Source organism: Flectobacillus roseus, assembly GCF_030056595.1.
GTDB lineage: Bacteria > Bacteroidota > Bacteroidia > Cytophagales > Spirosomataceae > Flectobacillus > Flectobacillus roseus.
In genome coordinates, this window is sequence record NZ_JASHIF010000001.1 from 1 (window position 1) to 22,641 (window position 22,641).

Annotated in this window: 16 protein-coding genes; 11 read left to right on the forward strand and 5 right to left on the reverse strand. The window is 37.0% G+C overall.

What is annotated here, in order from left to right; genetic code table 11:
* Nucleotides 1-171: 171 nt before the first annotated feature.
* Nucleotides 172-714, reverse strand: a complete 543-nt coding sequence (hslV, locus tag QM524_RS00005) for an ATP-dependent protease subunit HslV (protein ID WP_095162887.1) — start codon at nt 712-714, stop codon at nt 172-174.
* 137 nt (nt 715-851) lie between these two features.
* On the reverse strand, nt 852-2,537 hold the full coding sequence (locus QM524_RS00010) for a 2-oxo acid dehydrogenase subunit E2 (RefSeq protein ID WP_283342926.1): 1,686 nt from the start codon (nt 2,535-2,537) through the stop codon (nt 852-854).
* Between the two features lie 553 nt (nt 2,538-3,090).
* Here QM524_RS00010 and QM524_RS00015 point away from each other — a divergent pair.
* Nucleotides 3,091-4,332: a hypothetical protein gene (locus QM524_RS00015; protein WP_283342927.1), complete on the forward strand. Its 1,242-nt coding sequence runs from the start codon at nt 3,091-3,093 to the stop codon at nt 4,330-4,332.
* 132 nt (nt 4,333-4,464) lie between these two features.
* Here the strand turns inward: QM524_RS00015 and QM524_RS00020 are convergent, their stop codons facing one another.
* Entirely contained in the window at nt 4,465-7,767 is a 3,303-nt protein-coding gene (locus QM524_RS00020) for a UvrD-helicase domain-containing protein (protein ID WP_283342928.1), read from the reverse strand.
* A 260-nt stretch (nt 7,768-8,027) separates the two neighbouring features.
* Between QM524_RS00020 and QM524_RS00025 the strand changes: the two genes are divergently transcribed.
* Both QM524_RS00025 and QM524_RS00030 read left to right on the forward strand, forming a co-directional pair.
* Complete coding sequence (locus QM524_RS00025) at nt 8,028-9,908, forward strand: SPFH domain-containing protein (protein WP_095162898.1); 1,881 nt, start codon at nt 8,028-8,030, stop codon at nt 9,906-9,908.
* A 337-nt stretch (nt 9,909-10,245) separates the two neighbouring features.
* The gene (locus QM524_RS00030) at nt 10,246-11,484 is read left to right on the forward strand and encodes a DUF819 family protein (protein WP_283342929.1); all 1,239 of its coding nucleotides are present in this window, start codon (nt 10,246-10,248) and stop codon (nt 11,482-11,484) included.
* Nucleotides 11,485-11,939: 455 nt separating this feature from the next.
* Here the strand turns inward: QM524_RS00030 and QM524_RS00035 are convergent, their stop codons facing one another.
* Nucleotides 11,940-12,137: an MbtH family NRPS accessory protein gene (locus QM524_RS00035; protein WP_095162902.1), complete on the reverse strand. Its 198-nt coding sequence runs from the start codon at nt 12,135-12,137 to the stop codon at nt 11,940-11,942.
* A 400-nt stretch (nt 12,138-12,537) separates the two neighbouring features.
* Between QM524_RS00035 and pgi the strand changes: the two genes are divergently transcribed.
* The 3 genes from pgi (at nt 12,538) to QM524_RS00050 (ending at nt 16,120) form a co-directional block, all read left to right on the forward strand.
* Nucleotides 12,538-14,184, forward strand: coding sequence for a glucose-6-phosphate isomerase (gene pgi, locus QM524_RS00040; protein ID WP_283342930.1), 1,647 nt, complete (start codon nt 12,538-12,540; stop codon nt 14,182-14,184).
* A gap of 258 nt (nt 14,185-14,442) precedes the next feature.
* Nucleotides 14,443-15,222: a carboxylesterase family protein gene (locus QM524_RS00045; RefSeq protein WP_283342931.1), complete on the forward strand. Its 780-nt coding sequence runs from the start codon at nt 14,443-14,445 to the stop codon at nt 15,220-15,222.
* Nucleotides 15,223-15,289: 67 nt separating this feature from the next.
* On the forward strand, nt 15,290-16,120 hold the full coding sequence (locus QM524_RS00050; RefSeq protein WP_283342932.1) for a phosphatase PAP2 family protein: 831 nt from the start codon (nt 15,290-15,292) through the stop codon (nt 16,118-16,120).
* Nucleotides 16,121-16,401: 281 nt separating this feature from the next.
* Here QM524_RS00050 and QM524_RS00055 read toward each other — a convergent pair whose 3' ends face one another.
* Nucleotides 16,402-17,736 (reverse strand): rhamnogalacturonan acetylesterase, encoded by a 1,335-nt coding sequence (locus QM524_RS00055; RefSeq protein WP_283342933.1) that lies wholly within the window; start codon nt 17,734-17,736, stop codon nt 16,402-16,404.
* Between the two features lie 205 nt (nt 17,737-17,941).
* On the opposite strand from QM524_RS00055, the gene QM524_RS00060 reads away from it, so the two are divergent.
* The 5 genes from QM524_RS00060 to QM524_RS00080 all read left to right on the forward strand — a co-directional run bounded on the left by QM524_RS00060 (nt 17,942) and on the right by QM524_RS00080 (nt 22,636).
* The gene (locus tag QM524_RS00060) at nt 17,942-18,529 is read left to right on the forward strand and encodes a Crp/Fnr family transcriptional regulator (protein ID WP_283342934.1); all 588 of its coding nucleotides are present in this window, start codon (nt 17,942-17,944) and stop codon (nt 18,527-18,529) included.
* Nucleotides 18,530-18,657: 128 nt separating this feature from the next.
* Nucleotides 18,658-19,104 (forward strand): carboxymuconolactone decarboxylase family protein, encoded by a 447-nt coding sequence (locus QM524_RS00065; protein ID WP_166577499.1) that lies wholly within the window; start codon nt 18,658-18,660, stop codon nt 19,102-19,104.
* 251 nt (nt 19,105-19,355) lie between these two features.
* A complete protein-coding gene (locus QM524_RS00070; RefSeq protein ID WP_283342935.1) occupies nt 19,356-20,102 on the forward strand; it encodes a hypothetical protein in 747 nt (248 codons plus the stop codon).
* Nucleotides 20,103-21,164: 1,062 nt separating this feature from the next.
* Nucleotides 21,165-21,689 carry a hypothetical protein gene (locus tag QM524_RS00075; protein WP_283342936.1) on the forward strand — a complete coding sequence of 175 codons (525 nt, stop codon included), beginning with the start codon at nt 21,165-21,167 and terminating at the stop codon, nt 21,687-21,689.
* A 209-nt stretch (nt 21,690-21,898) separates the two neighbouring features.
* Nucleotides 21,899-22,636: a protein phosphatase 2C domain-containing protein gene (locus QM524_RS00080; protein WP_283342937.1), complete on the forward strand. Its 738-nt coding sequence runs from the start codon at nt 21,899-21,901 to the stop codon at nt 22,634-22,636.
* Nucleotides 22,637-22,641: the final 5 nt, after the last annotated feature.

The following is a 22,641-nucleotide window of genomic DNA, read 5'->3' on the forward strand; positions in this document are numbered from 1 at the left end:
AAGCTCTTTTAGTGAGATTCGAATTCTCAGTCAGAAACTGGATGTCGTTACATTTTATGGCATTCTCAGTCATTTTCTTACGCAAAATCAATAAAAAAAAGAAAGTTTAAACAGCTTCAATTCTATCGGAGTTACGGAGCTTTTGACTTAACTCATAATTTAGTATTATCCCTAAACAGCAGGTTTTTCGATAACGAAGTTATGATTAGTATAGATACAAATATCTGCCGCAATGGTTAATCCTTCTCTAACCATTTCTTCAGCTGTTAGATGAGGAGCATGTTTTTTCAAAGCCAAAGCTGCTGAAAGGGCATAGTTACTTCCAGAACCAATCGCAGCAATACCATTTTCTGGCTCTAGTACATCGCCTGTACCTGAAATAATCAAAGCCTCCTCTTTATCAGCTACAATCATCATGGCTTCCAATCTACGCAAATAGCGGTCGGTACGCCAGTCTTTTGCTAATTCAATACTAGCACGCTTCATATTCCCACCAAAAGCATTGAGTTTCTCTTCAAATCTCTCTAAAAGGGTAAATGCGTCAGCAGTAGAACCAGCAAAACCTGTTACAATTTTACCGTTTAGAAGTTTTCTGATTTTACGAACATGGTTTTTGGCTACGGTACTTCCCATAGTTGCTTGTCCATCTGCTCCGATGGCTACCTCGCCATTGTGCACAATCGCCAAAACGGTGGTTGATCTAATTTTTTCCATTTATTTTCAAGAATAAAATGTTTGTCGGTAAAGAAAAGAAGTACGTTAAGTCCTCTATAAAACACAAAAGATGAAAGACGCTTCCCATCTTTTGGATAAGAAGTATCTTTCATCTTTTGATGGTTCAAATACTTGGATTACACCAATAATTTGATTGGATCCTCAAGCAATTGCTTGAATGTTTGCAAGAAAGCAGCACCAGTTGCGCCATCCACAGTACGGTGGTCACAAGTCAATGTTACTTTCATCACGTTGGTAGCATAGAATTGTCCGTTTTTCACACCAACTGTTTCTTTGATACCACCTACAGCCAAAATACAAGATTCTGGTTGGTTGATGATAGAAGTAAACTCGTCGATACCGAACATACCTAAGTTACTTACTGTAAATGTATTGCCTTCCCAATCTTTTGGTTGCAATTGTTTATTTTTAGCCTTACCACCCAAATCTTTCGCTTCAGCAGAGATTTGTGATAATGACTTCGTATTAGCAAAACGAATAACTGGAACCAACAAACCGTCTTCAACTGCTACCGCCATACCGATGTGTACGTGGTGGTTGATACGGATTTTGTCACCCAACCAGTAAGAGTTTACTTTCGGATGTTTAGTCAATGCAGCAGCTACAGCTTTGATTACCATGTCATTGAACGAGATTTTCACAGGAGAGAATTCGTTCATTGAAGTACGAGCAGCCATAGCTTTGTCCATATTGATTTCCATCGTTAGATAGAATTCAGGAGCCGAGAATTTAGACTCAGACAAACGACGTGCAATAGTTTTGCGCATTTGGTTTACTGAGAATTCCTCGTAGCTTTCTTGACCCAAGATAGTGGCAGGTGCTGCTGCTGCCGCCGCTGGTTTAGCAGCTGGTGCAGCCTTAGGAGCAGGAACATAATTGTCGATATCAGTTTTTACGATACGACCGTTTTCTCCTGAACCTTTTACCTCGTTCAAATTGATGCCTTTGTCTTTTGCTAAAGCTTTTGCTAAAGGGGAAGCTTTAACACGGCCATCAGCAGAAGTTACGGTTGCTTCGGTTACAGGCGCTGCTGCTGGTGCAGGAGCTGCCGCAGGAGTAGCAGTTGCTACTGGAGCAGGTGCTGGCGTTGCTGCTGGAGCTGGAGCTGCTGGAGCAGAACCCGCTGACAACAATGCTTGGTAGTTGGCACCAGGCTCACCAATTACAGCGATAACGTCATCAACTGAAACGGTTTTGCCTTCTTCGATACCGATGTACAATAAAGTACAAGGAGAATATTTTGAAATATCAATGAAGTTATCAAGGTCAAACTCCATTGTTGCTTTGTCAGTTTCAACTTCTGCCAAAAGAGCTTCGCCAGGTTTGATCACATCCCCAACTTTACGAAGCCATGTTACAAGTGTACCTTCTGTCATGGTATCACTCATTTTTGGCATACCAATGATTTCTGCTTTGATACCTGACGTATCAACCGCAGGAGCTGCTGGAGCAGCAGGCGCCGCCGCAGGAGCTTCAGCAACAGGTGCAGGAGCTGCCGCCGCAGGAGCACCACTCAAGAGATGCTCGTATGCTTCGCCATTTTCACCGATGATAGCAATGATACTATCGATAGGTACAGCTTTACCTTTTTCTAAGCCAATGTATAAAAGTCTACAATCTTTAAAATTGCTCAAGTCCATTCTCTCATCCAAATCAAGCTCCATTGTCGCTTTATCTGTTTCGATTTCAGCCAAAAGACCGTCGCCTGGCTTGAGGACGTCGCCAACTTTCTTGAGCCACTCTGCCACAACACCTTCAGTCATGGTGTCGCTCATTTTGGGCATCGTAATAATTTCTGCCATGATTCTTAGTTATAGGAAATTTATGGTCGAAGCAACTTGCGTTGCATCAATCTTTAATTAAAGGGATTGAAAATACTGTTTTAAAGTAATTCACAAATATAAAACAAGCATTAAAGCTAGACAACACATTTGTATTAGTCAATAACCACTAATCAAATCTTTTTCTGGCGGCACCCTGTTTCATTTCAGACGCCAAAAATAAGAGTAAAGGATTTGTTTCAAAAGTTATCTTTGAAAAATATAATTTTGTCCTCTATTAATCCTGATAGTTTTTACTCAAACTTTCTATAATTAAATTTAGAAAAGTTAATTTTGCAAACCTGAGAGGAAGACTCATTGATAAAAGGAGTTTCCTTTGTTTTTTTACCCTGTTTTTGTAACGATTCTAATCACATTTTGTTTAAGTTACCCCGTGATTTCTCTTGCTAGTTACATCAATCATGGTGTTTATCTTATAATACAGACTATCGGTAAAAGTGGTTCCGTAACTGAGCTTAGAAAATTTTACCATTAGGTTAAATTTTCTGGAAAAGAATCCACCAACAATCTATTTATGTACGAAGTTATTTACAACAAAACATATCTTTCTTTAAGCCTCTGTTTGATTGCATGGTTGGCATTTAGATTCAGACCTCAAATCGAATCATTTTTTGACCGAATCGGCAAAACTGCTTCTTTTTCTTTATTAGCTTTCATCTTTAGGATACTCCCGTTTTTGGTTGTATATGTGTACTACGGATTCGATGCGCAGTCTGATGTACAGATTTTTTGGCGTTCGGCTCAAAAAGCAAAGGAGCTTGGTATCGTCTATCGCGATTTTCCTTCCTTGTATTCTCCTTTATTTGCGTATGTTACGGCTATTCCTGTGATCTTTTGGGATACAGCTAGAGCTGTGACTCTATTAATGATTATTATTGAGCTGTTGATTTTACTCCTAACAATGCGGACCTACCGCAATGGTTTGTCTAATGGTGAAATCTTATTCAAAACCTTAATATACCTGTGTTTTCCTGCACCTTTTATCTTTTGTGTCATCGGTGGACAAGAGGATATTTGGATGTGGGGATTTGCGTGTTTGATGGTTTTGGCGTGGTTGAAGGGTAAATCTGATTTTATATTGGGTGTTATTGTAGCATTAGGGCTGATCGTTACAAAAGCGTTTTTTGTCTTATTTGTCCCTCCAATTTTCCTAAAACTAAGTAATCGTTGGAATTTTATTTTGGGAATGGCTACTCTAGGAATCCCAACATTAGCCTTCTTGTATTTGCATGGAGGTACTGCTTTTTTGATGCCGATACAATTGGCACAAGAGCCTATGTGCCCTAATATCTGGTCAATAACCTACCCCATATTGGGCGAATTAATTGCTAAATTTAACATTCGAATCTTAAACTGGATTGGACTTTTTGTGATTATTGGGGTTTCGTGTTGGCAAGCAGTCAAATTCAAAAATCTTGAATTAAAACAATTTGTTCCATTTGTTTGGCTGGGTATTTTTGGCGTGATGATGATATTTCAAATAGGAGCCTACTCAAATTATATTTTTATCTATGCTATGCCAATGCTTTTTGGTCTGGTCAACTTTGAAGATAAAAAGTTTTTTGTTTATTCATTTATCATTCAAACGGCTGCTGTTTTACAACCTTCACTTTGGTTTAGAATAGGTAAGCCGTTTTATAATTGGTTATATTTCTTACAAATCAAGTTTGTTATTGATTATGTTTTCCAATTGATTATCTTCTTTGGGGTAATTTATTGGATGAAATATGCCTATCAACAAATGAAAAAAATGTAAAGTTCTCAACAAATAAAAGCGCCATAAATACCACGATGAAATGGGATTTATGGCGCTTTTGTTTTTATGAAATTGGGTAATCAGCGATGGGTATTCGGCAAAAATGCTTCCATTATGTCATTCGAAAACTTCCTAAACTTTCACTATATCCATAGTTTCGAGATACACCAAATATCCTTCTACTTCGGTATATCCCATGGCTTGATAGATTTTCTGATAGTCTTTTACTTGATATTTATGACTATTACTTTTTGACCCTGTTTTATAATCTAAAATTACGATTTTTGAGCCCATTTTGATTACTCTATCGGGGCGTAATGGCGACTGATTGGGTCTTAGGATTTCTCTTTCATTTCTGATAAAGCGTTCTGGAACTTCAAAAAACGGACTAATTTCTGGCAAATCAATGATTTTTTGAATGGTTACTTTTAGCTCTTCTTGCTCATTTTCGACTATTAATCCTTCACGCTGTAAATCTGCCAAAGCGCTATCTATATCTTTTTTGGTTTTTATTTTGGCAAAAGCCGCGTGTACTTTATTTCCGTAATCTTTACTTTTTTCAAAAGTCTCTAAGTCAAATAATCTTTCCGCCGATTGTTTTAGCTGAATCGTCTGACTACGTTCTGAAGTAACGATTTCTTGAATAATCATCGTAGGAGACATCTTCTCTTTTTCGGGTTTTAAGACCTTGGGTAACCCTTCGTATAGTACCTTCGTAAAGGGTTCTTCAGGAGGTAATCCTTCTCCATCTACAAAGCGTAGCAATAAGCCACCTACAGTCTTATTGAGGTTTCTACTATCTCTTTTGACCACCATGTATAGCCTATCTTTGGGACGAGTAAGCGCTACATAGAGCATATTTAGACTCTCAAGAAACGTTTCTTCTTTTTCGGCTCGATACTCGTCTACCAAATGTGTATTTTCTAACTCCTTAACCATTTTGAGCGGAGCTGTTGTCAAGGCTTTGGTAATATTCTCTTCCGCTTGCTCCACGATTAATTCTTCAAAAAGCCCTTCGTCTTCCAACCCAAACCAACGAGAAGAATTAAGCCCTGTGTCAATTGACCAATGACAATAAGGAATAATTACCACTGGAAACTCCAAACCTTTAGACTTGTGTACACTTGTCACCGTAACGGCATTTTGTCCTGCTGGCGACATGATAGAAAGGCTTTCTTTTTTATTTTCCCAATAATTGATAAAATCGGTCAAGTGAGTACTTTTCATGTGCTGAAACTCAATGACAACGTCTAAGAATCGGAATATAAAGTCGAGTTCTTTGTCATGTTTGAAAAGCTCGAAAGTCTGGAGGAGTTTTTCGGCTATTTCGTACAAACTCATTTGCTGTAAGGCAGTAGGAACAAGATTTTTGTCAATTAATTCAAAAAACTTCAAGATATCACGACTCTCTATGGTTTCCTTGATCACCTTGTTTTCTTGTGTATTAGGCACTTTGTGCAAAACCACTCGATAGTACAAATACACCGCCTCATATTTAGCAAGTGCATTATCTGGATTTTGTACTACCTTCATAATCGCCATGATTAAATTGACGGCATCTGAAGCGGCTAAACTCAATGAATCTGAAGAAATTACGTCGATATTTCGTTCCTTCAATGCATTGGCGATTACCTTAGAATCTTTATTTCTACGACATAAAACTGCTACATCTTTGAGCTTATAACCGATAGCGAGTACCTCTTCCAGAATTTGCTCAACTTTTTCTATCATCAAGCGGTCGGTTTCTTTTCCGATGATAAAATCCACTTGCACATGACCGCCCTCCAGAGGTTTAGCAGGTACTTTTTGTGCAAAATAGTCGTCATAAACCCTTGGCAAACTTGGTGCAATTGCCAAATACTCAGGGTCCACTTTGATAGCTTCGAAGAGCGCATTGTTAAAGTTGATAACCTCGGCAGAGCTTCGGTAATTGGTATTTAAGTTTTCAGGTTTGATATAGGGGCGAATACTCTCATAGCGTTCTACCAAAAAGGTATCATCGGCAATAGGTTTGGTCAAATCATCGATTTGTTTTTTGTGCAAATTCACAATCAATCCCATCTCACCACCTCTGAATCGGTAAATAGACTGTTTGGCGTCACCCACAGCCAAGTTGAAGTGCCCACTGGCAAGGGCGTTTTCTATCAAAGGCAAAAAGTTGTGCCATTGTAAGGTAGAAGTATCCTGAAATTCATCTATCAAAATATGATTATATCGTTCGCCCAAACGCTCGTAAATGAATGGAATAGGTTCATTGACCACAATTTCAAGGATTTTACGGTTAAATTCCGAAATATGGATTTGTCCCGATTCGTCCTGAATAGCAGCGATTTCTTTTTTCAACTGGCTCAACAAAGCAAGCTTTTTGATTTGCTTTAAGATTTCACGATAAAGCAAAAATCTTGGCTTCAATCGCTTTTGTGCTTCCAGCAAAAAGTTTCCAGTGTCGGTTAGTGTATCGGCAATACCCATAATTGTGGCAGCAATAGGCTTGGTCGCACTTTTGGCATGCCAAGTATTGTCAGCCAAAGCGTTCAAAAATCTTGCACCAGGTTCTTTGAAAACATCATTACCGTTTGCCAATTGGATAAAATAGCTAAACGGACCAGTTTTTTTAAAAGCAAAATCATCTACGGTCAAATCATTTTCGTTGGCAGTTTCTAGCGCAATCGCCACAATTTCTTTAATATGTTTTTCGACGCCTTGATTAAAATCCTTGAGTTGCTGTTCTATTTTCAGAAAATCCAGCGGTTCTAATGCGCCTAATTTTTCAATATGTTCTTGAAACTGGTCATTCAATAAATCTCGACCAAAATTGGCAATTTCATCATTGATACCATTCCATGAACGCCCGTCGGTAGCTTTGTCTAAGGCAAAACTTTTAATGGCCTCAGTAATCTGCTCGTAGGTTTCGGTATTAGTTTTTTGTAATAATTGCTCAACGGCAGCATCCAATAGCACCTCAGAATCAAGGTTTACTTCAAAATTGAATGGAAAACCTAACTCTTCGGTAAAGGCACTTACCACTCGCTGAACGAACGAGTCAATTGTCGAAACCGAGAAGTTCGCGTATTCGTGTATGATATGCTTGAACGTGGCGGAGGCACGTGCACGTAAAGTAACCTCGTCTATCTCGATACCTTCTTGTTGAAGTTCTTCTAATATCTGATTAAAAAGTCCTTGTTCAGTCGCTTGCTCTTGTGGGTCGTTACTGGAAAAAATACGTAGATATTTCAAGATACGCTCTTTCATTTCGCCCGCTGCTTTGTTGGTAAATGTTACTGCCAAGATATGGTTGAAATACCAAGGAGATTTGGAGCGAAGAGCCAGTTTGATGTATTCCTTTGCTAAAGTGTAGGTTTTCCCCGAACCCGCCGAGGAAGAATATATTTTGAAATATGTTTCGTGCTGTGATGCACTCAAAAAATCCGTCATAAGTGTTGCTGTTAAAGCTGAGGAGGTACATTTTGGAGATACAAATTTAGAGAAATATTTAGGCTATTTTTCTAAAAAGAAAACTGAAAAAGTATTCAGATTTAAAAGCGTTTTTAGGATAAAATCAAAAAGCTCCTTTTATCCTAACCGCCTACCATTCTTCACAAAAGCAGTATAACGAGTCTGACTTCCCTACAAATTTAGCATGTGAACCACTGCTAATCAGCGGTTTGATACTTTCACATAACATATATACTTCAATGTTAGCATCTTATTCTACGTATGTGGTGATTTTGATACCCGTACTTTGCCTCATTTTTTACAAATTCATTTTCCGTTTATTAGGTATTATCATTGTTCCAGAAGATCGCATTGGTCTAGTAACCAAAAAGTTTGTATTACTTGGTGATAAAAAATCTTTACCCGAAGGCAGGATTTTTGCCACCGAAGGTGAGGCTGGTTTTCAAGCAAAACCATTGGCTCCAGGGATTTATTTTTGGCTTTGGATTTGGCAGTATGATGTGGTATTACAGCCACTTACCGTAGTGCCAACTGGCAAAATTGGTTTGGTTTTGGCACGTGATGGCAAGGAGTTAGAAACAGGTAGTATTTTGGCTCGTAAAGTCGAATGCGATGGTTTTCAAGATGCTGAAGCATTTTTGAAAATTGGCGGTCGAAAGGGTCGACAAACTGCCGTAATCACTGCGGGTTCTTACCGCATAAACACGCTTTTGTTTGAAGTAGAAATTACAGACATTACCGAAATTCAGGAGAATATGGTAGGAATTATTACCACAATGGATGGTGCCTCAATTCCTGTCGGACAAATTTCAGGAAAGCCTATCGAAGGGCATAATAACTTTCAAGATGCCGACCAGTTTTTGAATGCTGGAGGTAATAAAGGTTTGCAACAGCAAGTAATCCTGGCGGGTTCGTATAACCTCAATCCGTGGTTTGCCAGAGTAGAGGAAATTCACATGACCGAGATTCCGATTGGACATGTTGGTGTTGTAATTTCGTATGTTGGTGAAGACGGGGTAGATATAAGTGGGACAGAATTTAAACATGGCAATATTGTCGAAAAAGGTTTCAAAGGAGTCTGGAACGAACCTCTAGGGCCAGGTAAGTATCCCTTGAATACCTACGTGCAAAAAATTGAATTGGTACCAACGACTAACTTAGTTTTGAACTGGGCAAGTGCCCGTTCTGAATCCCATCAGTTGGATAAAAATCTTTCGACGATTACGGTACGTTCTAAAGATGGTTTCCCATTCAATTTGGATGTTTCACAAATCATTCATATTCCTAATTATGAAGCGCCCAAAGTAATCGCTCGTTTTGGTAATATGAACAATCTGGTGAGTCAGGTGTTAGAACCAACGATTGGTAACTATTTCAGAAACTCAGCGCAGGATTCAGATGTAATTTCATTCTTGGGTTCGCGTGCCGAGCGCCAAGACACCGCACGTAAGTATATTGCTGAAGTACTCAATCAATACAATGTAAATGCAGTAGATACGCTGATAGGGGACATCGTTCCGCCAGAGTCTTTGATGAAAACACTTACCGACCGTAAGTTGGCTGAAGAACAAAAAGTAACATATGATACCCAGAAAATGGCGCAAGAAACCCGTCAGGCATTAGAGAAAGAAACGGCGATTGCGGATATTCAGAAAGATATTGTAAAAGCCGATCAAGGCGTGGTAATTGCCGAAAGGGTTGCAGATGCAGCTGTAAAAAAAGCACAAGGGGAAGCCCAAAGTTTGAAATTGCAAGCAGGAGCTGAGGCTGAAAGAGTAAAACTCCAAGCCAGTGCCGAGTCGGAGCGAGTAAAATTATTGGCGATTGCCGAAGCAGAAAGAATTAGTAAAACGGGTAATGCTGAGGCTGAGAAAATATTGGCCATTGGTAAAGCAGAGGCTGAATCGTATCAGTTGCAGGTATCGGCGATGGGTGGAGATAATTTTACACAATTGAAAATAACAGAAAGTATTGGTAAAGAAAAAATCAAAGTAATGCCAGATATTTTAATCACAGGAGGAAACAATGAACAAGGTGGTCCACTGAGCGGATTGTTAGGATTGAAATTGATGGAAGAAATGACCAAAAAACAAAAGAATGAAGAAAATCCTGCTGAATAAGTATCAGGAATAAATCCTCAAAATCAAAAACACCGACTGGCAATTTTGCGGTCGGTGTTTCACATACACAACATAAGTGGTATTTTGTTGTCTCTAAATGATTTAGCATTAAGTTTGAATGCTAAATCAAATTTATTCTTGTTTTTGACCTATTACAATACTAATTATTAGGTATATTTTAAAAAACCTGCATAAAACGTTTGTTTGATACATTTTCTTATTTTTTGAGGAGAAAAAATATAGAAAGAAACCCATGAAAGAAAACTGGATACTTGTCTGTTTCGCAATATTCCTTTAATTTGCTAATTAACAGAATACCTACTTACCTCTATTTTCTATGCAGACACTCATAACAAACGATGCCATTGTTTTTGGTTTACTCATTGGAATCATTGCATTTACCTTCTATACTTCAAGTATTCAATCTTCTTTTTGGCAAAAGTTTTATCAAATTATTCCCAGTATTTTGGTTTGCTATTTTTTGCCAGGGCTACTCAATTCGTTTCATATTATTTCTGGAGAAGAATCTAAATTATATGCTGTCGCTTCTAAATTTTTATTACCTGCTTGTTTAGTCTATTTTACCATAAGTATTGATTTTCAGGCACTCAAAAAACTTGGTCCAAAAGCTTTAATTGTGTTTTTGGCAGGATCGCTAGGTGTGATGGTTGGCGGACCCGTTTCTCTTTGGGTAGTAAAAACTATATGGCCTGAAGTATTGGTAGGCGAGGTTTGGCGAGGCTTGGCGACTATTGCAGGTAGTTGGATAGGAGGAAGTGCCAATCAGACAGCGTTGAAGGAAGTTTTTCAACCCAGTCCAGAGGTCTTTTCACAGGCTATTGCCGTCGATGTGATTACGGCTGAACTATGGTTAGCTGTATTATTATTTGGAGTAGCTCGTAGTGCCAAACTTGACAAATGGCTTGGGGCAGATACATCAGCCGTGGAGGAAGTAAAGCAAAAAATGGAAGCAGAAGCAGCGCATCAGCAATCAAGCTTAAGCGTGAAAGACTTGATGCTGGTGTTGTTTGTGGGTTTTGGAACTACAGCCCTTGCTCATGCCTGTGCCGATATCATTGTACCTTTTATTGAAACTCATTATCCTGATTTAAAGAAATTTAGTCTTACCTCTTCCTCATTTTGGGTAATTTCTTTGGTTACGCTGTTTGGACTGGCATTATCACAAACCAAAGCACGTCAGATAGAACGTATGGGTGCTTCACAATTTGGATCGCTTTTTTTGTACATCCTCATCGCAACCATCGGTATGCAGATGAACGTTATTTCGGCGTTAGACAAACCTCAGCTATTTCTGATTGGACTTATTTGGATGTTTTTTCATGCAAGCTTTACTTTATTGGCGGCTTATCTGGTCAAAGCTCCCTTCTTTTTCACGGCTGTGGGCTCTCAGGCAAATGTGGGAGGTGCGGCTTCTGCCTCGGTAGTGGCGGCAGCATTTCATCCTTCTTTAGCATCGGTAGGTGTTTTGCTAGCAATATTAGGTTATGCCTTGGGTACGTATTGTGGGTATCTGACAGGTTTGATGATGCAATGGGTGAATAATTTAGTGATTTAGTGAATTTTGAATTAGTGAATTGTGAATTAGAAGTGTACGAAGGATTTTATTTTGTTTAAAAGCGTTCCTATCGTTTGCATTTTTGTTGTAGTTGCAACCCTTGCGGTTGCCATGTTGATTTGGGTAATCGCAAGAGTTGCCAACTACATTTTATTTAAAAAACAAAATTTAAACCTTAGTATGGTACTAAATAGTGCGTTAATAATTGATTGTCTTGGACTTAAGTTTAAGTTTTGTTGATAAATTTGTGTTATGAAGTGTACTTATTAGTAAACTATAGAGACTTATTGCCGTCCGCCTATAGCTGACCACTGAAAGCCTAATAGTACCCAAAAGAAAAGGGTTCCAGCCAAAGCTGGAACCCTTTATTATTTGGAAAAAATCGTTTTGAAATCTAGAAATTTTGAGGAGCAAATGACGGATACAATAAGTTACTCACAGTCTTGCTCTCACGTTTAATAGGTACAATTACCTCTGTTCCTCAAAAAAGAAATGATTGAATTTCTTGTTACCTCGTCGATATACTCCAAGCACAAATCTTTTGTCCCCGAACGACCCGTTGTTTTCCACCCTGCTGGAACATCATTTTCCGCAGGAATGATGGTGTGAATATGACCATCACAAATTACCTGATAGATTGTTTCTTGTTTCATTGCAGCACTTATTTTACGTAAAGTGATTAGAATACGAATTATAAATATAACAAAAAAATCAAGAAAAAATTACATAAGCAGCAAAAAAACTATTAAATAATTGTCAATTAATGGTTAAAATACATTTTGGTAGTTGTGATTCAAGTGAGGAGCTTTGATTTTTGTATATAATTGAGAAAATTATTCTCTAAACATTTGATTATCAAGGTTAATCTAAAAAAGCTGTAAAGCTTATGTCTTTTTAGATTTTTGAATTAAAATCGGTGATTTTGGATAATTCTATTATTATTTTACACCTAATAAAAATTACCAAAGCTAAAAAGCTATTTTTTTCGGTATCTTATAACTGGTTTTCGTACTTTTGTCCATCAATTCCTTTTTATAAATTTAAAGACTAATCATGCTTAAATCTGTCCCGTTCAACCAAACTGTCGCCTTTCAACATTTAACAAAATTAAAAGCTGAAGTCGAACAAACACCTCTTAAAGAACTTTTCACAGCCGATTCAGAGCGTTTCGAGAAATACTCAATCCGTTTTGAAGACATTTTAGTTGATTATTCTAAAAACCTTATCAACGAAAAAACAAAAGCAGCATTGATTGCTTTGGCCAACGAATGTGAATTGGATGATGCCATCGAACGTATGTTTACTGGCGATTTGATTAACAAAACAGAAAATCGTGCGGTATTGCACGTAGCCTTACGCAATCGCTCCAATACGCCAATCGCTGTAGGTGGCGAAGACGTGATGCCAGCGGTAAATGCTGTTTTGGATAAAATGAAAGACTTTTCTGAAAAAGTTATTTCAGGTGCTTGGAAAGGTTATTCAGATCAAGCTATTACCGACGTTGTAAATATCGGTATCGGTGGTTCGGATTTAGGTCCTGTAATGGTTACAGAGGCGTTGAAACCATACAAAAATCACCTTAATTTACATTTTGTATCTAACGTAGATGGTACTCATATTGCAGAAGTTTTAAAGAAAGTTAATCCAGAAACAACGTTGTTTTTGATTGCTTCTAAAACTTTTACAACGCAAGAAACTATGGCCAATGCACACTCAGCACGTGATTGGTTTGTGGCAAATGGTGGTTCCCTAGAGGCTGTTGCCAAACATTTCGTTGCCATTTCAACTAATGAAAAAGAAGTCGTGAAATTCGGTATCGATTCTGCCAATATGTTTGGTTTCTGGGACTGGGTTGGTGGTCGTTACTCTTTGTGGTCGGCTATTGGTTTATCGATTGTCCTTTCTATTGGTTTCGAAAACTTTATTGAACTCTTGGAAGGTGCTCACGCTATGGACAAGCACTTCAGAACTACGGATTTCAACGAAAATATTCCAGTGATTTTGGCATTAGTTGGTATTTGGTATAACAACTTCTTCGATGCTGATTCTCACGCTTTGTTGCCTTATGATCAATATATGCACCGTTTTGCAGCCTATTTCCAACAAGGAGATATGGAATCAAATGGTAAATATGTAGGTCGTGACGGAAAAGCGGTTGATTACCAAACGGGTCCTATTATCTGGGGCGAACCAGGAACAAACGGTCAGCACGCTTTCTATCAATTGATTCACCAAGGTACAAAATTGATTCCTTGTGATTTCTTGGCGCCTGCTCAATCACAAAATGTTATTGGCAATCACCACCAATTATTGTTGTCAAATTTCTTTGCGCAAACTGAAGCTTTGATGAACGGCAAAACGTATGAAGAAGTAGTAGCAGAATTCGAAAAAGCAGGTAAATCCGCAGAGGAAATTGCTGAGTTGGCTCCATTCAAAGTATTCCAAGGAAATAGACCAACGAACTCTATCTTGTTTAAAAAATTGACTCCACGCACTTTGGGTAGCTTGGTAGCAATGTACGAGCACAAAATCTTTGTACAAGGAGTTATTTGGAATATCTTTAGCTATGACCAATGGGGTGTAGAATTAGGTAAGCAGTTGGCGAACAAAATTTTACCAGAATTAGCTTCGGAAGATAACATTACGTCACATGACTCTTCAACTAACGGCTTGATCAACGCTTACAAAGCTTGGAGATAGTGATGAATTGAGTGATTGAGCGAGTTGTGATTTAGTGATTGATTTTAATCAATATCTTACAAATTTTTGAAAAAAGCGGTCGGAAAATAATTTTCGATCGCTTTTTTGATGTTTTTACGCTAAATAGAAATTTTTCAAAATTAAATTTAATCAATTGTGAGCTCAAAGTGCTGTTAATTGAAATTCACAATTAAGCATTAATGCTTGAATGGTATACTTTTAACCAATAACTACCATTTACATAAACCAAAATCAATTATGAAATATCTTCTCAACTTACTTTTACTATTGTCAGCTATCAAAGGTTATTCTCAATCTGGAAATTTTGAGAAAAGAACCTTTACTGATAAAGAAGGACATATTTTGCCCTATCGAATTCTTTTTCCAGAGAATTATGATGCTTCAAAAAAATATCCTATCGTTTTAGTATTGCATGGTGCAGGTGAACGTGGCAACGATAATGAAAAGCAATTGACGCATGGTTCTAAACTATTTCTGAGCCCAGAAAATCGTCAGAAATTTCCTGCTATTGTTATTTTTCCACAATGTCCTACAGATAGTTATTGGGCTTCTGTAAAAATTGATAGAAGTAAGTCTCCATTAGATATTGATTTTACCTATAATGAACAACCTAATTGGCCATTAGCTGCTGCGGTTGATCTAGTAAAACAAATCAGTAAAACTGAAAAAGTTGACAAAAACCGTATCTATATCATGGGCTTGTCGATGGGAGGCATGGGGACATTTGAAGCTATTGCCCGTAATCCTAAATTATTCGCCGCCGCTGCACCAATTTGTGGGGGAGCCAACTTGACATGGGCCAAAAAGTATGCTCAAACCGTTCCTGTTTGGATATTTCATGGCGATGCTGATGGTGTCGTAAAAGTAGGCTATTCAAGAGATATGTATGCGGCTTTGCGTGCCTTGGAAGCTAAGGAAGTGAAGTATACTGAGTATCCCAATGTAAATCATAATAGCTGGGATAATGCCTTTGCTGAACCAAATCTATTACCTTGGTTGTTTGAGCATAAAAAATAGTGTTATGTAGACTTGTTGAAAAATATTGGAATCACAAGACTCAATTTATGTTTTTAAGTCATCATATATGAAATTAACCTTAGCTGTTCTCCTTTTTTTATCGGTATGCGTGCCGTCTTTCGGACAAAAAGACTCCGTAGAACACCAAAAAATCTATTTTGTAAAGCCCAAAATTGAGTTAACTGCGGGCGTTGGATTGACGGTGGCGTCCTTTTTCGGTTTTCGTCAATTGGATAAGGTCGCACACTTATCAAAAGAGGATATTCTAAAGCTTAATCCTAATGATTTGAATAGTTTTGATAGACCAATCGCCTTCAAAAATCCAGCAAATTTTCCTTCGGCTGAGAAAAGCTCTGATTTGTTTCTCAATATGTCTATCATTAGCCCTGCACTTTTGATGCTGGATAAAAATATCCGAAAAGATTGGGTTGATTTACTGAGTATGTACATGATGACGCATGCTGTGGATAATGCCCTGTATTTTGGTGCGGCATATTCTATTCGCCGTCCGCGACCGTTGACGTACAATCCTAATTTGACTGCGGAGGAAAAAATGGGCGATGGACGAAGCAACTCATTTTTTAGTGGACACGTTTCGTTTAGTTCAACGGCAACATTCTTTTTGGCAAAAGTTTACACCGATTATCATCAAATAAAAGGTTTGAAAAGAATCGGTTTATTTACGCTTGCTGCTATTCCACCAGCCTTGGTAGGCTATTACCGAACTGAAGCAGGGAAGCACTTTAAATCAGATGTGATTACAGGTTTTGTATCAGGGGCTATTTGTGGTATCCTAGTGCCTGAATTTCATAGGAGATTACAACAAAAGAAAAATTTGACTTTTCAACCGATCTATTCTCCGCAATTTGGTGGAGTAGCGGCGACGTTGGCGTTTTAGTGGTGAGTTATGAATGGTGAATTTGTGCTGTACGAAGGATTTCTAACTATTTCAGATTTGGGATTTCTGATTTCGGAAATATAAAAATATACTTTTATTTTTTATAAAATATAGAAGCTTACTCTTCCGAAATCCAACATCCGATATCCGAAATAAACAGTCTTATAATCCTTCGTACAACCCTAATGGTGAATTAGGGGCTGTCCTTGACTAAAAATTCAGGGCAACCTATTTTAGGCAAGGACAACTCAACACTCACAACTCACAACTCATCACTCTATTCAGTTACCATCAGGTTTGATTACTGAGACCAAAGGGCTCACTGGGAAATCCCATGTATTCAAATCATCGGGCTGAGCTGGATTGTAGGCATTTATATCCTTATTAAGATATTTTTCAATCCCTAAATGATTGGATTTGATTCCCTCTACAATACACTTTGCCAATTGGTAGGCACCATAATTACTAAAATGTGTGTCGTCATGAATCGCTTTTTCTTGATTCGGAAAGGTATTTGCTTCATAATGAACAAAAGCTTTTTTAGAGTTTTCTACACCGAGTGTTTCCCAAAGCGTTTTACTCTTATTGTTCAAATCAATTAAGGCTACATTTTCGTCTTTTGCTACCTGACGCATAGCGTCTGGAAAATCTTCAAGCGTATTAATGATTTTACCATTTTCGTCAAATTTACGACGGTGCATAGAGGTAACCAACACAGGAGTAGCGCCTTTCTCACGTGTTTTTTTAATGAAACTTACCAGATATTCCTTGTACGTCGTTTGTGATTTGAGCCCAGAGCCTGGTTTTTGGTCGTTATGCGCAAACTCCATAAAGAAATAATCTCCCTTTTTGATTTGGCTCATGACTTTTTCGAGACGTTTTTCAGAAGTAAAACTTTTAATAGTTTCACCTGATTCGGCGTGATTAGCAAACACTACTTTTCCTGCTTGGAAAAAACTTGGAATCATTTGGCCCCAAGCGGCAAAAGGTTCAATGGCTTGATCTACTACCGTAGAGTTTCCTGCCAAAAATACAGTCGGAATCTTACTCGATGCTGGCGTGATTTCTAAAGCACAAACCTTGGGCGATTTGCCATTAAATTCTAGCGTTAGTTGGTGATCCCAATGTAAATACTCCTTTTCTCTAGGCTTGAGTTTTACGCTTGAAGAATCTGAAATTTCAGGGTAACGAACGTTTACCGTAAAATTTTTAGTAATCAACTTTCCCTTTTCAGTCTCTACTTTTGCTAACATCAATCGGCGACATTCGGCTTTTATGCTAGTAGAAGAAGTCCCCTCGGCATCGCCCAAGATTACTCTGACATCATAATTTCCTTCAGGAACATCGACCGTAAAGAAAAAGGGAGTATTGCTTGTGCAAAAATCTGAAGAAAGTACATCCTTAGTAGCTCGATTTTCGGATGAGATTTTAGCGTTGGGCATAAAACCAAAGCCTTTTGCTTTTGAATAGTAGTCACTTGGACCAACAGCTTGATACCCTTTGGCAACAGCACCCATGCCAAAGTCAAACTTAAAAGAATTTTTTACTTGAGAAAAAGCAGTCAAGTTTACTGCTGTTAACAGGCAGAGTGATAAAACGGATTTGTGTGAAAACATTTGTTTTGTTGTTAGTTAATTGACTTGGAATAAACACATTGTTTTCAACAGTTAATTGATTTTATATTTTATAGGGGGATATCTTGTTTTATCTCCATAAAGCAGGAATCAATAATGATTTACTGATAATCTTGTTTAAATTTTTAGGAAGTCATCTCTTAATATTCAATATCTTTACCCTCTCAAAAATAGAACTTCTAAAGCCATGTCCCCACATCCATTAATTGTACATATAAACAAACACGTTCATTTGACTGAAGCACAAGTAGCAACCGTATTAAGTCATTTTCAATTACAAACTTTTGCTAAAAAAGAGCACTTGATACAAGAAGGTAATATTTGCAAAAACTTATTTTTTGTGTCGAAAGGCTGTTTGAGATTGTATTTTATGAATGAAAAAGGGCAGGAGCAAACTATTCAATTTGCGCTCGAAACTTGGTGGATGACCGACCTGATGGCTTTCGAAAAATCTGGAGAATCGGGTTTTAGTATACAAGCACTCGAAAAAGTGGAGGTAATGGCAATTACCAATGAAAGTTTGGAAAAACTTTTGTGTGAGGTTCCCCAGTTGGAAAGGTATTTTAGAAAAGTCTACCAACGAGCGTATTCAGCTTCTTTGCTTCGCGTCAAATACCTTTATACGATGTCAAAAGACATTTTCTATGAACATTTCGCTTCACTATATCCTGAGTTTGTTCAGCGTATTCCACAGAAAGTATTGGCCTCATTTCTGGGTTTTTCTCCAGAGTATTTGAGTGAACTTCGCAAGAAAAAAACCGTAGAGAAAAAGTAGCATTTGAGCATTCTTAAACTGGTTTAAGTTTTTTCTGTAGTCAAAAAGTGAACTTTGTCATGTAGTCCAGCGACGAATATTAAAACAAAATTCGATGGATATTTTTAAACGACAAATGACATCATACTATGACAACTAGAGTAAAAATTCACGCATCACAGCCAGCGGCTTGGAAAGCCATGTACGGATTAGAACAATATTTGGCAACGACATCAGTAAGTAAAACTCACAAAGAGTTTATCAAGTTGCGTGCCTCACAAATTAACCATTGTGCTTTTTGTATCGATATGCACAGCAAAGACGCCCTAAAAAATGGCGAAACAACGCAACGCCTACTATTACTAGATGCTTGGCGTGAAACTGACCTATTTACGGAAGAGGAAAAAGCGGTATTAGCCATAACAGAAGACATTACGCTTATCAGTGAAAAAGGTTTGACAGAAGAAACCTACCAAAACGCCTTGAAATACTTCTCAGAAGATTACATTGCCCAAATCATCATGGTAGCAGTCGCAATCAATGCTTGGAATCGTATATCGGTAAGTACACACATAGCGGTAGGTACGAAGTTTTAGAGTGGTCAGAAAAGCAAATTATGCCACGAACCCTGATGGAAATGGATATTTCTGTCAGGGTTTTGTTGGTATATTGATGTTGGGTAAGAAAGTTGTTGGGGGGGGATGTAGCTGACTTGAATTTTAGTATATTTAGAGGTATTACTTAAATTAAATGAGGCTAAAAACTGAAAATTTAACAACTGGAATGTTCTATTGGTTATGAGCCATTGACAAACTAATGAGTACCTCTATTTCAAACTACAAAAATTATGGAAAGAAATTTTGCCAAAGATTTTATTGAGATTGCAAGTGAATTCAAAAGGGCTAAACCCTCAAAAGATAGTATCATAAAAATGTATGATTTACTTTATGATCTAGAGTCCGCAACAAGAACTAAAAACGATGACATAACACTTGCTAATGTATATAGCATGTTGGGTTTTCATCTTTCAGCCTATAAAGTTTTGAAATCGGTGGCTGATTTAAGTGATAAAAAAGTGGTCGCCAAATTGTATGTAATGGAGGAAAAATCTCAATCTCACGGGAATAGATATATCATAAAAGATTTTAGAAAAAAACAGCAGGAAAAAATACTGTCGAAACTATTACCTACAGATTTTGTAGCTTCCGAAACAGTGGAGAATCATTATCTTATAACAACCAAGGAGATTTATATTTTTGATAAAATTATTGAAAAGGACACTATAAGTATTTCGCTTTACGGAGGAAATCAGTTTGATACTTATGTAGAAAAAATAATTGACTTTATCTTTTGGCTAGGAACGTGTAAAAAAGAGCTTATAAAATTTTATAATAAAAATATGAGCGATTTTTCAGGTGATGAGGCAAATGGAGAGTGGTATCACACTTTAGACATATATAATGTTAAGATCGGTGTGGCAGAAAATGGAAAGCTCTACGCAGAGATTTCGGTTGGAGATATTTTTGTATCAGATCATACTTTGGAAATAGAAATTGTTGAAAGAAAAGTAATAAATATGAATTATGATGGATAGGAAATATAATCCATCTTTCCCACCAATTGATTTTCAACATGAACAAAAGATTACCTTATTTTAATGATATTTTGTATTTAGTCATTATCATATCATTTAGCGTGCTCGTAATTTTTATTGGCTGTAAATTAGTACCGAGTGAATACAAAATATATTCACTCGGTATTTTAGCCCTTTTTTTAGGATTACTGTTTGAAAGTTTAAGAATATCTGATAGCTGGGTAAGGGTTGGCTACATTTTTATTGCTGCTTTTATCTGCAGCATTATTATGTTGCTACCTCCTTTCTATAATATTCGGCAAAATCTACCTTTTTTTCCTTATATATTTTGGATCGTCTTTTCTTTTCTATCTGCTATTTTCCATGATGAGAAAGCAACGCTTAAGCTAACAGAAGGAGTAACGTTGCTATACTCAATTTCTATAATCTATTGGGTTATCGATTATGGATTTATGAGAATTGAAAACTGGCTGGTAAAATCTCTACTTATCCTTGGGTTACTGTTATCATTATTTTCCATATTCAATGCTCTGACACCTTTCATACTTTCTAGAACTACGAGGTTGGTATTGAGTCTTTGGAGCTCTATTATCGTATTGTTGATGAGTATTGATTTGATATATCGAGTGTACCAAAATCATAATATTACATCTAATCAATCTCTTGCAGATGGAGCGTATTTCGTACTTCAGTATTTTTTTCTAGGCGTTTCGAGCATATACATTGTGCAAAATGTACTTATGTTATTGTTTTTTTTACCTAGTAGAGGTTCATTTTTTAATTCAAGACACTTTAGTGAAATCCAAGAGTTTAAAAATAAACACATCATGAGATACTCTGACCACCAAACTGACTTTAAACATGCGTGCGTTATTATTGTACTCACGGTAGGGCTTTACTGGTTAAATTATCGATTTGATTTCCTCCCAAGACATATTATTATTTGGATTGTATTTATGTTGTCACCCTTGGTTACGAAGTTGACAAGCCGCTGATTAGACGAGAAAATTTCTTCAAATTATAGAATTGGCAAAGCGCTCTTAAATCCTAAAAAACAAAGATATGTTCTCACTTCTTCACCAAACTAACCAAATTAAGATATCAGACGAGTCTGGATTTTTAGCAATTGTGAATTCAGAATCATATCAATCTTTTGTTGACGAAGACTGGCAACTTACTCAGCTAGTAGAACATTTTGTAAATGAGATGAATAATAAAAGTTTAGTTATTTGGTCAACAGGCTTACCAAGTATTTGGGTTGTTTCTTTTGTTGATAGACCTATTCACAAAAATCCTTTTCGTGAAATTACCAGCACTATTGCAGTTACCGAGGGAAAGCTATATTTAACTAATTTTGAAGATTTATCCATGTCTGCTCAGTTCGAGGAGGTAAATATTCCTGCACCACATCATGCTGACTTGGCAATAACGCTTGAAAATGGATTATATAATTTAACAATTCGGCAGTTGTTTGACCCGCAAGACTATACTTTTGAAGCTGATGGAGAAGTAAGCTTTGAAATTGTTGTGCAGAAAACGTTAAAAGAAACAGAAAAAAAGGAAGGGATATTTTGGTGGACTTTGTAGCGTAGGTACTTGAAAATTATTCGTTTTGTAGCCATTGAATTTGCGATAATTTGGTCTATCAAGTAAATTTTTCCTGAACCATACATCTCATAAATTCAACTTATATTAGGCGTAGACTCATGGTTTCGTACAATATTCAAAATAAGTGCTCATTATATTTTTCTGTATCAGTAAATAAAAAATAGAACTAGTAAGATTAACACTCAAGAATGAAAATTTATTCAACCATACAAATAGGCGATTACCATATAAATCATTGCGAAGATTATTTGTTTACAGGTAATATTGGAGATGATAAAGTCTTGTGCGCGGTCATGGACGGATGTACAATGGCTACTGATAGTTATTTTGCTTCTACACTTGTTGGAAAATTATTAAGAAAAATAACTATTGAAAAGGGATATAGTGAGTTATATAATTTAGGGACAATTTCCAATGACATTGACAACTATCTTAAATCGATACTTAGAGAGCTTTTTAAGGAACTGATAATTATTAAAAATCAGCTTTTGCTTGAAAGAAATGAGTTATTAACTACCCTAATCATTTTACTTATTGATAAGAAAACAAACAGAGGTATTGTGTTAGTTGTCGGCGATGGACTCGTAAATATCAATGGACAAATGACAGAATTTGACCAAGACAACAAGCCCGATTATTTAGGATTTCATCTTGCAGAAGATTTTGATACGTGGTATGATAATCAAAAACAGAAAATATTTTTCGACCAAATCGAAGATATTAGTATTGCAACAGATGGAGTCTTTATGTTTGAGAAGGTTAAAAAAGTAGAAAATACAGATTCAATAAATGCTTTGGAATACCTCATACTTGATAAAACGGAATTAGATCATGAAGATATGTTGAATTTTAAACTTAAAAAATTAGAACATAATTTTGGACTTAAACCAACCGACGATTTAGCAATAATCAGATTGGTGAAGTAACGAGA

What these genes read in the sequence shown, in the direction of transcription:
- hslV (WP_095162887.1), bottom strand. Translation starts at nt 714, where the DNA reads ATGGAAAAAATTAGATCAACCACCGTTTTGGCGATTGTGCACAATGGC.
- QM524_RS00010 (WP_283342926.1), bottom strand. Translation starts at nt 2,537, where the DNA reads ATGGCAGAAATTATTACGATGCCCAAAATGAGCGACACCATGACTGAA.
- QM524_RS00015 (WP_283342927.1), top strand. Translation starts at nt 3,091, where the DNA reads ATGTACGAAGTTATTTACAACAAAACATATCTTTCTTTAAGCCTCTGT.
- QM524_RS00020 (WP_283342928.1), bottom strand. Translation starts at nt 7,767, where the DNA reads ATGACGGATTTTTTGAGTGCATCACAGCACGAAACATATTTCAAAATA.
- QM524_RS00025 (WP_095162898.1), top strand. Translation starts at nt 8,028, where the DNA reads ATGTTAGCATCTTATTCTACGTATGTGGTGATTTTGATACCCGTACTT.
- QM524_RS00030 (WP_283342929.1), top strand. Translation starts at nt 10,246, where the DNA reads ATGCAGACACTCATAACAAACGATGCCATTGTTTTTGGTTTACTCATT.
- QM524_RS00035 (WP_095162902.1), bottom strand. Translation starts at nt 12,137, where the DNA reads ATGAAACAAGAAACAATCTATCAGGTAATTTGTGATGGTCATATTCAC.
- pgi (WP_283342930.1), top strand. Translation starts at nt 12,538, where the DNA reads ATGCTTAAATCTGTCCCGTTCAACCAAACTGTCGCCTTTCAACATTTA.
- QM524_RS00045 (WP_283342931.1), top strand. Translation starts at nt 14,443, where the DNA reads ATGAAATATCTTCTCAACTTACTTTTACTATTGTCAGCTATCAAAGGT.
- QM524_RS00050 (WP_283342932.1), top strand. Translation starts at nt 15,290, where the DNA reads ATGAAATTAACCTTAGCTGTTCTCCTTTTTTTATCGGTATGCGTGCCG.
- QM524_RS00055 (WP_283342933.1), bottom strand. Translation starts at nt 17,736, where the DNA reads ATGTTTTCACACAAATCCGTTTTATCACTCTGCCTGTTAACAGCAGTA.
- QM524_RS00060 (WP_283342934.1), top strand. Translation starts at nt 17,942, where the DNA reads ATGTCCCCACATCCATTAATTGTACATATAAACAAACACGTTCATTTG.
- QM524_RS00065 (WP_166577499.1), top strand. Translation starts at nt 18,658, where the DNA reads ATGACAACTAGAGTAAAAATTCACGCATCACAGCCAGCGGCTTGGAAA.
- QM524_RS00070 (WP_283342935.1), top strand. Translation starts at nt 19,356, where the DNA reads ATGGAAAGAAATTTTGCCAAAGATTTTATTGAGATTGCAAGTGAATTC.
- QM524_RS00075 (WP_283342936.1), top strand. Translation starts at nt 21,165, where the DNA reads ATGTTCTCACTTCTTCACCAAACTAACCAAATTAAGATATCAGACGAG.
- QM524_RS00080 (WP_283342937.1), top strand. Translation starts at nt 21,899, where the DNA reads ATGAAAATTTATTCAACCATACAAATAGGCGATTACCATATAAATCAT.